Source organism: Edaphobacter sp., assembly GCF_035532915.1.
Taxonomy (GTDB): domain Bacteria; phylum Acidobacteriota; class Terriglobia; order Terriglobales; family Acidobacteriaceae; genus Edaphobacter.
The window spans coordinates 1-9522 of the sequence record NZ_DATKQC010000076.1; the positions used below are offsets into that span (position 1 = coordinate 1).

A 9522-nucleotide genomic window follows, 5' to 3' on the forward strand; every position below is an offset into this window, starting at 1 on the left:
AAGCAGCCTTCGAGATGCCTGTTTCGTGGCAGAATTCCGCGGCTTTTGCATCGTGGATGTGGTCTCCGGGTGGCCGAAGGCGGCGCCGCCCGAACAATTTGACTGGAACTATCTGTTGCTTTGCTTCAGGCCGCTGCTGCAGTCGGCGGCCCATCTCGTCGTGCTCGCGCCGGTCGGATCGATCCTTGCAGACATTGGTCGGCGGTCCTCTACTTTGAAGAATTGCCGACGGAGGAGATGACGACGCTGGGGCTCTCCTCGTGTGGATAGCCTACTCTGGATGCATGAGCGAGAGGGATGCCGTGGTTCGTGTGGGTCTGGTTGGCTATGGCTACGCCGGAAAGACGTTTCATGCTCCGCTGATTGCCGGAGTGCCGGGGCTGCGGCTGGCGGTGGTGGGGTCGAGCCGGAGCGGCTCCGTGCAGGCAGCATATCCGGGAGCGGCTGTCTGCTCGCCAATGGAGGCGGCGACGCACCCCGAGGTCGATCTGGTGGTGATCGCCACGCCGAATGAGAGCCACTTTCCGCTGGCCGCGGCGGCGCTGGGCGCGGGCAAGCATGTGGTTGTCGATAAGCCTTTTACCGTGACGCTTGCCGACGCGCGTTCGCTGGTGGAGGTCGCACGGAAGCACCAGCGCATTCTCTCCGTCTTTCACAACCGGCGATGGGACAGCGAGGTGCTTGCGACGAAGGAGATTTTAGAGAGCGGTGTGCTCGGCGAGGTGTCGCACTACGAGTGCCACATGGACCGCTTTCGGCCGCTGGTACGCCAGCGCTGGCGCGAAGAGCCGGGACCGGGCGCGGGGTTGTGGTTCGATCTGGGGCCGCACCTGATCGATCAGGCGCTCTACCTGTTTGGGCTTCCCGAGTCGGTGAACGCCAGCTTCGCCACGTTGCGCGAGGGAGGCCTGACGGACGACTGGGCGCATGTGCAGTTGAACTACAAGCGGCTGCGGGTGGTGCTGCATGCCTCGCTGCTGGTGTCGGGCGGAGGGCCGCGCTCGGCGCTGCATGGCACGCGGGGAAGTTGGGCGAAGTTCGGCGCGGACGTGCAGGAGCGGCAGTTGCAGAGCGGCATGCTGCCCGGCGATCCCGCGTTTGGGGTTGATGCCAGTCCGGGGATTGTGTATGACGGCGCGAGCGGCGTGCAGACAGAGGTGCCAGCGCCGAGGGGCCACCAGAGCGGGTTCTATGCTGCGATGCGGGATGCGATCAATGGCGAGGGCGCGCCGCCGGTTTCGGTGAGGGATGCGGTGGCGGTGATGGCGGTTCTGGAGGCTTCGTTTGCTTCGGGCGCGCAGGGGCGGGTGCTGTCCATTGCGCTGACGGCGGCGGAGCGGGGTGAGTGGTGAGCGCGCCGGAAGCGCTTGAGGCCTGCACGGATCTGCCGGGTGGCCACACTTCGCGTCTTCACGTCTTCACGTCTTCGCGACGGCGTTATCGCTGCCACGGTGGGTGCAAGCGCCCCAACTCCGCGCTGAGTCGCCGTGCGATCCTAAGTCATGCTGCTGCGCCTTGCCCAACCCGATGACGCCATCGCCGTAGCCCGCGTGCACGTGCGCTCATGGCAATCTGCCTACCGCGCGCTCCTCCCCGACGACTACCTCGATCAACTCCGTCCCGAAGACCGCGCTGCGCAATACGACTTCGCCACGCTCGACCCGCGGAAGCCGCGAACCATCGTCGCCGAAGAAGACGGACACATCCACGGCTTCGCCACCACCTCGCCATCGCGCGACACTGACGCTGCCGATCACGGCGAGCTGTGTGCGCTCTACGTCGATCCCACACAGTGGGGCCGGGGAATCGGCGTCGCTCTCGTCACCGCCGCCCGCACCCATCTCGCTCACGCAGGATTTCGCGACGCCGTCCTCTGGGTATTGGACGGCAACCTTCGCGCCGAGCGCTTCTATCAACGCGACGGCTGGGCGTCGGACGGCGTTCATCGAACCGATACCGTCTGGGGGGTGACCGTGGGAGAGGTCCGCTACCTGCGACCGCTCTCGGCCCCGTAAGCCACAAACGCACGACGCTGGGTAGAATGTTGCACGTAGAAACTAATCCCATTTTGGAGAACCGAAGATGAAGAACCTGGTGTTAGCCGGAGGCCTGTTGCTTGGCTGCCTCGGCGTGGCCTCGGCCCAGCAGAACTACTTCAACAACTGGCCTGCGGGCGACTCGCCGCAAGAGGTCGGCAAGGCCCTGGCAGAGCACTTCGTGGCCAGTCCGCACCAGTACACCAAGACCATTCACTACTCCGAGGTCTGCGCCTGGTACGGCGCGCTCCAGTTCGCCGAGCTGACCCACGACGACGCGCTGCGGCAGGAACTCATCAAGCGCTTCGATCCGCTGATGCCCGGCGGCGCCGAGGCCGACCGCATCCCGCGCCGTCACCACGTCGACGACCAGATCTTCGGCGTCGTCCCCATGGAGATCGCCATCCAGACCACGGACAAGGATGCAGCCACGAAGTACCTCGACTTCGGCAAGACGTTTGCCGATGAGCAGTGGAACCACCCGCTCGCGGACGGCATGTCCGACGAGACCCGCTACTGGATCGACGACATGTACATGCTCACCATGCTGCAGCTCGAGGCCTACCGCGCCACCGGCGACAAGAAATATCTCGACCGCGACGCGAAGGAGATGGTCGCCTACCTCGACAAGCTGCAGCAGCCCAATGGCCTCTTCTTCCACGCGCCCGACGTGCAGTTCTACTGGGGCCGCGGCGACGGCTGGGTCGCGGCGGGCATGGCCGAGATGCTGCGCAGCCTGCCTGAAAATCATCCCGACCGCGCACGCATCATGAAGGGCTATCGCCTGATGATGAGCGGCCTGCTGAAGTACCAGGGCAAGGACGGCATGTGGCGTCAGCTCATCGACAAGGACGACGCGTGGCCCGAGACCTCAAGCTCGGCGATGTTCAGCTTCGCCATGATTACCGGCGTAAAACATGGCTGGCTCGACGCCGCGACCTACGGCCCGGCCGCGCGCAAGAGCTGGATCGCCGTCGTCGGCTACGTCGATCAGAACCACGACGTCACTCAAGTCTGCGAGGGCACCGGCAAAAAGAACGACCTCGAATACTACTACCAGCGCAAGCGCCGCACCGGCGACTTTCACGGACAAGCTCCGGTGATGTGGGCTGCCGACGCCCTGCTGCGCGATAAATAGCAACACAGTTTGAGAGCAAAGTAGTGAAGGCCGCACGTCCTCTCAACCAGAGGCGCGCGGCTTCATCGCACCGTGCAGCGGAGAGACCCTGTATCTATAGCTCTTTCCTCTCAGGGCTATAGCCGTTCCCCTCCGGGTGTAGTCATGCAAGTCTGGAAGAAACGCAGATTCCCTTCGGGAATGACAACAAAATAGGGCGAAGCTGAACCGATAAAGAGTTACACCTATAGGCGAATTGCTATAGCTTCCATTGTTTGTTATTCCCGAAGGGAATCTGCGTTTTACTCGAATCACCAAAACTACATCGGGAAGAGAACCGCTCTAGCCTTTGCCGTTCCCCGCACCGCCTGCCACCTTCCAGCGAATACGAATGTCCTCTCCAATAATGAAGACCCTGTCGTACTCATATTTGTTGTCCTTGCTCACCGGCTTGTGCGACACATACATCTCCATATTCGGCAGCGGCACCAGCGTAACCGTCGTCTTCAGTGTCGTCGTTCCAAACGTCTGCACCCAATAATCCTGCTTCCTCTGGCGCAGCGTGAACTTGAAGAAAGACTCCAGCGTGTCCCCTGTCTTCAGCTTTGCAATCGGCGCGCTGTACTCGGTCGTCATCGGATCGCGATGCGTAACCGCCGATGGGTTCGAGGCCGACCACTCGACGAGCTTCTCCGATGCGCCTGTACGCTTCGCCCATAGCTCCTGCAACTCACCGTGCTCTGTATCCTCAAATTCCAGGCTGAGGTCATACTTGCACCGAGTCAACGCAGTGACATGGCCGTTGAGCGTAATCTCGAGGATGACCTCTTCCCCTTCAATGCGCAGCGCCTCGGCCTTAATCGAGAGCGACTCGCGATAGTACTCCAGCTCGCGCAGATAGATGCGCAGACGGTCCTGCATCTCCGGCGGCAGATCGAAGCCGATGACGTGGTAGAAGATGCTCTTGTTGACCTCATGCGTCAGCCGCTTCTTCACGAACGGGTCAACCGTAAGCGTAAGGGCTGAGGCAATGCAGATGGCCTCGATCACGCCATGCCACGGTCCGCGCTCGGGATAGAAATACAGCCCCGCCAGGCTGCCCAGCAAGACCGCACCGGCCAGCAGATAGAGCCAATACGCCGCCAGAAAGCTCTCGTCGTCCTTCATTTCAGGGTCAGGCATGGTCACGCTCCTGCGGGGAGGAGCGAATTTTACGCCGTCGGCAATCGAGCGTCTACACGATTCGAAACCATCCGCAGTCTCATCGCGGGGCGCAGTGGAGAACCCTGTATTCGCCTCTGCCCGCTCCTTACGGTTGAAGGTCGATACTGAATCCTCAACGTTATAAAAACGCCTATTGCTTCACGGCGAGTCGGCAAACGGCGACTTCAGCGTTGCTGTAGGGGCAATCGAGACCATTCTCCTGCCGCCGCGCAACGACAACCCAACTCACCGGAGAGATCTGCGCCAGCCGCTCGAACTCCGCCGGTCCAAAGCTGCGCCAGCCGTCGAGCATCTGCTCCTGCTGCTGCCAGTCGCCGAGCAGTTGCGGAAACATGGTCACCGCGCCGCTGTCCTTGTACGCATCGGCCAGCATGCTGCGATCGGCCAGCGCGCGAAAGCCGTGAATGTCTTCGCCGCGAATCGCCATGTAGTTCGGATCGAGCGCGAACACCGCGTCTACCGGTGTCTCCGCGCGCGCCCAGGCAAAGGCCTCGAGCCACGCATTGCCGCCCGTACGTCCGGGCAGCTCGAGGTGGGGGCTATACGCATACTGGCTGCGGTCGAGCGCGAACATGCCCAGCGCAAGCGGCAGAAACAGCGCGATCCATCGCCACGGCTTCGCCCGCAGCACATACTCTCCCATCAGGCCGCCGAGCATGACGAACATCAGCAGGTAGATCAGGTGGAACATCCGCATCGGCTGCAGCCGCGTGAAGTTGTCGAAGCGGTGGCTGGATGAGAAGACGAGGAAGACCGCGGTCGAAAAGACTCCCAGCACGATCAGCACGCGGCTCGTCCTCGCCATGGCGGCAGACGCGCCACGCGGCGTTCGCCAGGCCACCAGCGCCAGCAGAAGCAGCGGCGCAATCGCGCCGATCCACTCGTACCAGTGCCAGCGATAGGCGAAGAAGAAGGTGCGGCTATAGAGCACTTCGCGGTACGCTCCCGCCGCCGGTGCAAGGCTGAAGCTATGCAGCAGCCCCGCCGCCGGAGCAGAGGCCAGAAGCAAGGCTGGCCGCGCGGTGGCACCAGCGCCAGCCGTCTTCGTCGTGACACCAGCGGCGGCCGTATTCGCGCTACGGTCGAGGTACCAGTAAAGAACCATGAAGGCCGCGCAATAGGCCGCCATCTGCGGATGAAACAGCCCCGTCAGTAGAAGCCAGAGAAATGCCATCCGCAGCCGCCCGCGCAGCAGAAAGCCGATCGACAGCAGAGCGAACGGAGCCGAGAACGACCGCGCCGAGAGGTAGTTGTCCGAGAGCACAAGCGCCGTTCCCGCCACGGGAACCGGAAGCAACGCGGCCAGCAGCGCGACCGCTCCCCAATGCGCGCGCGCGCTGCGAAAGAAGATCCGTGCCAGTTGCCAGCCCGCGATCAGGATCAAAAAGATGCAGACGACATGCCACAGCAGCACCGCCCATTCGACCGAGAGATGCAGCAGCCGCGCCGTGTAGCCCACCAGCGGAGAGAACAGCGACAGGTGCGCATGGCTTTCGAAAAACTCCGCGCCAAACTGATAGAGCCGTGGATTGAAGACCTTCTTGATGGCGGGGATATAGATCTCCGCATCGTCGACGCCGAAGTGATAGCCCTCGACCAGCATGGTCGCGCACGCCAGCAGAAACAGGCGGAGCCACGGATAGGAAAAGGACGTGTCTTCTCTCAAATCGCGAACTACCATTTCGTGGGAGCGAAGATCTGCCCAACCATCGGGAGATGGACATTGAGCAGCACAATCATGACGACGCCGGTCAACAGCGCGACCGTCATCAGCAAAGGCTCGCGGTAGAGCTTCTCCGGGTGCTGCGCGGCGCTGTTCTTTTTGAATGAGAGGTCGAAGTACATCGCCATCAGCAAGGCGATGAACGGAAACGCGAGGATCAGCTCGATGCGATAGCGGACCACGAAGATGCCGAACATCATCATCGCCATCGACGCATAGAAGACGACCGAGCCGAGCAGGCTGCGCTCGCTGTAGTTCTTAAACGATTTGCGGTAGTCGCACGCGCCCTGTCGCGAACCGATCTCGCGAAACTCGCTGAACCGCTTCAGCCCCATGAAGTAGCAGCCCAGCATCCAGTACGCGCACAGCATCGAGGTCGGCGGCACAATCACCTGCGTGACCATGTACCAGCCCAGCAGCATGCGCAGCGGGTTGTTCAAGGACTCCGTCAGCACGTCGAGGTAGGCCACGTCCTTGGTGCGCAGCGGGCGAATGTTATAGATGCAGCCCATGATCCACAGCGCGGCGGCGGCCACGGCGAAGCGCAGCCCGATGCGTGAGGCCAGCGCCATGCCCACCGTCATCATGGCCAGCCATTGCAGATAGGCGGCTCCCGGCTCGATCAGCCCAAGCGCGGCGGGACGGTTGCACTTGTGCGGATGCAGCCGGTCGTAAGGCGCGTCCAGCAGCTCGTTCAGCACATAGTTACTGCACGCGATCAGGGTCACGGCGATGACGCCGATGACGATGGGCTCCAGCCGTATCTGGCTCAGCTGGCTGAGGTTCGGATGCAGCAGGCTCAGCGCCACGACGATGCCGGGCAGCAGAAAGATGTTCTTGATGGAGTGGTCCAGTCGCATGATCGCGACGTGGGCGCGCAGCCTCACCCCAAAGGGGACGGGTACTGCAATCTCGGGCTGGTGCGCGGTGATCACTGCGTTTTCCTGGGCTCGACTCGCCATAAAGTATTCGAATCCTAACAAAAATCGCCCAAAGCAGTCTTCCATCTGTGGCAGCTTTCATTATCTCATTTCCACGCGAAAGCCTCGCCAGTCAATCCCACCGCTTCCTCTATTTGTCATTCCCAAAGGGAATCTGCGTTTTGCTCGAACCGCCAAAACTGCATCTGGAGGAGAACCTCTCTCAGCTCGTAAGCGCCCAGCCTCCCGCCTTCAAAACAAAAAACCTTACTGCCGCAGCTCCACCACCGTGGCCCCCTGGCCACCCTCATTCTGCGGAGGTTCGGTGATGGTAGTGACATGCGGATGGCCGCGCAGATAGTCGCGCAGCGTGCGCCGCAGCACGCCCATGCCCGTCCCATGGACGATGCGGATGCGCGGCAATCCAGCCAGAAATGCGCGGTCGAGAAAGCGCTCCACTTCATCGTGGGCCTCGTCCGCCGTGCGTCCAATCACATTAATCTCCGACGACATAGAGTCCGGGTCGCTGTTGGTGGAGACAGTCACGTTGCCGCGTCTGCGCGCAGCCTCCAGCGGCGTCACCACCTTCACCGACTCCACCCCGGCGATATCGTCGATCCCGGCGCGCATCTTCATCGGGCCGATCGAAACCTCAAATGTCTTCGCGTCGATCACGCGATCGACCCGCGCCTGCCTGCCCAGCGACTTCAGCTTCACCAGGTCGCCAACCTTGATGCCCTTCGGCAGATGCGGCTGCGCGGCCGCATCGTTTTTGTCAGCCCCGGTGTTGTGCGCGACGACGGTCGAGTTGAACTGCTCGGAGAACTCCCGCCGCAATCGCGCCAGCCGCCCCGCCGAATCGCGCGCAATCTTCTGCGCGACCGTCTTGTCGTCGATGGCCTTCACCGTCTCGCGAATCTGATAGGCGAAGTCCTCCATCAGCGAGTTGAGTTTCACCTCAAGTTCTTTCGTCCGGGCCTTCTGCTCGACGCGGCCTTCCACTTCGACGCGCGCCTTCTCGCGGGAGAGTTCGCGCTCCCGCTGGCGCATGGTTTCGCGCTCGGCGGTTGCAGCGGTGAGCTGATCGTGAAGCTGGTCGAGGAACGCGCCAATGTCGGCGGTCTGCGTGGTCATCTGCGCTCGCGCTGCCGTAATGATCTCCGGCGAAAGCCCCAGCCGCGCCGCAATATTCAACCCAGCCGAGGCCCCCGGCACGCCCAGCCGCAGCTCATACGTCGGCGTCAGCGTCTCCTGATCGAAGCCCACGGCGGCGTTCAGCACGCCCGCATGGTTGGCCGCATAGACCTTCAGCGAGGTAAGGTGCGTCGTGATGCAGCACCACACATCGGCCGCAAGAAAGTGCGCCGCCACCGCGACCGCCAGCGCCGCGCCCTCTTCCGGATCGGTCGCGGAGCCAAGCTCATCGAGCAGGACGAGAGAAGAAGCGGTGGCCTCACGCGAGATGCGATCGAGATTCACCACATGCGCCGAGAAGCTCGAAAGATTGCGCTCAATCGACTGCGCATCGCCGATGTCCGCATAAACACTGGTGAAAAGCGGCAGCTTTGCCTCCTCCGCCGGGACCGGAATACCTGACTGCGCCATCAGCGACAGCAGCCCCAGAGTCTTCAGCGACACCGTCTTGCCGCCCGTGTTCGGCCCACTGATGATGAGCTGCTTCGTTGCAGGAGGGAGAATAATCGTCAGCGGAACCGGAGCTTTTGGTTCATTTCCCTGTTCGTGCGCCTCGGCTCTCATGCGAAGTTCGAGCAGAGGATGGCGTGCGGCGATGAGCGAAAGTGTGGGAGGTTGTGGCGAGCGATCCCACGTCCCAACTTCGGGAGGTGGGGCACCCAATGCAGTTGCGGCTCCTGTAAACACAGGCCGAACGCAATTGAGCGTCTCAGCGAACCGCGCCCGCGCCACGTGCGCTTCGACCTCGGCAAGGATGCACGTCCCCAGGTGGATCGCCGCCGCGTTCTCGCCCAGCGCCCGCGTCATCGCGACGAGGATGCGATGAATCTCCGCCTGCTCTTCATCGAGCAGCCGCACCAGTTCATTGTTCTGTTCAATCGTCTCCAGCGGCTCCACGAACACCGTCTGCCCCGAAGAAGAAGACCCATGCACCACGCCCGGCACCTTGCGCTTGAACTCCGCCTTCACCGGAATCACGAACCGCTCGCCGCGAATGGTGATGAGATCGTCCTGCGTGCTGCCGCCCTCGGCCAGCGACCGCAGCGACCGGCGCAGGCTCTCCTCAATCGCGCGATGTTGCCGCTCCATCGCGCGTCGAATGCGCCGCAGCTCCGGCGACGCATCATCGTTCAGAGAGCCATCCGGCTCAATCTTTCCCCGCAGCATCCGCAGCAGCGGAGCAAAGTCATAGTCCACCAGCGCCGCCGACAGCGCAGCGATTCCCGGCCAGTTATACCGCGCCCCATTGGCCGGCGGGTCGATTACGTTGCGCCACGCGGCCACGCGCTCCACCACGCCCAGCAGGCT

Annotated in this window: 8 protein-coding genes; 4 read left to right on the forward strand and 4 right to left on the reverse strand. The window is 62.5% G+C overall.

The annotated features are described in order from the left end of the window. From VMU57_RS04020 to VMU57_RS04035, 4 genes are all read left to right on the forward strand, one after another. Positions 1-241: hypothetical protein (locus VMU57_RS04020; RefSeq protein ID WP_325381027.1), on the forward strand; the 241-nt coding region annotated here is incomplete at its 5' end. Between the two features lie 43 nt (positions 242-284). After that, positions 285-1352, forward strand: a complete 1068-nt coding sequence (locus VMU57_RS04025; protein ID WP_325381029.1) for an oxidoreductase — start codon at positions 285-287, stop codon at positions 1350-1352. A 150-nt stretch (positions 1353-1502) separates the two neighbouring features. Next, a complete protein-coding gene (locus tag VMU57_RS04030; RefSeq protein ID WP_325381031.1) occupies positions 1503-2015 on the forward strand; it encodes a GNAT family N-acetyltransferase in 513 nt (170 codons plus the stop codon). 67 nt (positions 2016-2082) lie between these two features. After that, on the forward strand, positions 2083-3174 hold the full coding sequence (locus tag VMU57_RS04035; protein WP_325381033.1) for a glycoside hydrolase family 88/105 protein: 1092 nt from the start codon (positions 2083-2085) through the stop codon (positions 3172-3174). A 321-nt stretch (positions 3175-3495) separates the two neighbouring features. Here VMU57_RS04035 and VMU57_RS04040 read toward each other — a convergent pair whose 3' ends face one another. From VMU57_RS04040 to VMU57_RS04055, 4 genes are all read right to left on the reverse strand, one after another. Then, positions 3496-4335: a hypothetical protein gene (locus tag VMU57_RS04040; RefSeq protein WP_325381034.1), complete on the reverse strand. Its 840-nt coding sequence runs from the start codon at positions 4333-4335 to the stop codon at positions 3496-3498. A gap of 172 nt (positions 4336-4507) precedes the next feature. Then, a complete protein-coding gene (locus VMU57_RS04045) occupies positions 4508-6043 on the reverse strand; it encodes a hypothetical protein (RefSeq protein ID WP_325381036.1) in 1536 nt (511 codons plus the stop codon). Positions 6044-6051: 8 nt separating this feature from the next. Further along, positions 6052-7062, reverse strand: a complete 1011-nt coding sequence (locus VMU57_RS04050) for a UbiA family prenyltransferase (RefSeq protein ID WP_325381040.1) — start codon at positions 7060-7062, stop codon at positions 6052-6054. Between the two features lie 225 nt (positions 7063-7287). Beyond that, positions 7288-9522, reverse strand: a 2235-nt coding sequence (locus VMU57_RS04055; protein ID WP_325381042.1) for an endonuclease MutS2, incomplete at its 5' end; no start/stop codon positions are given.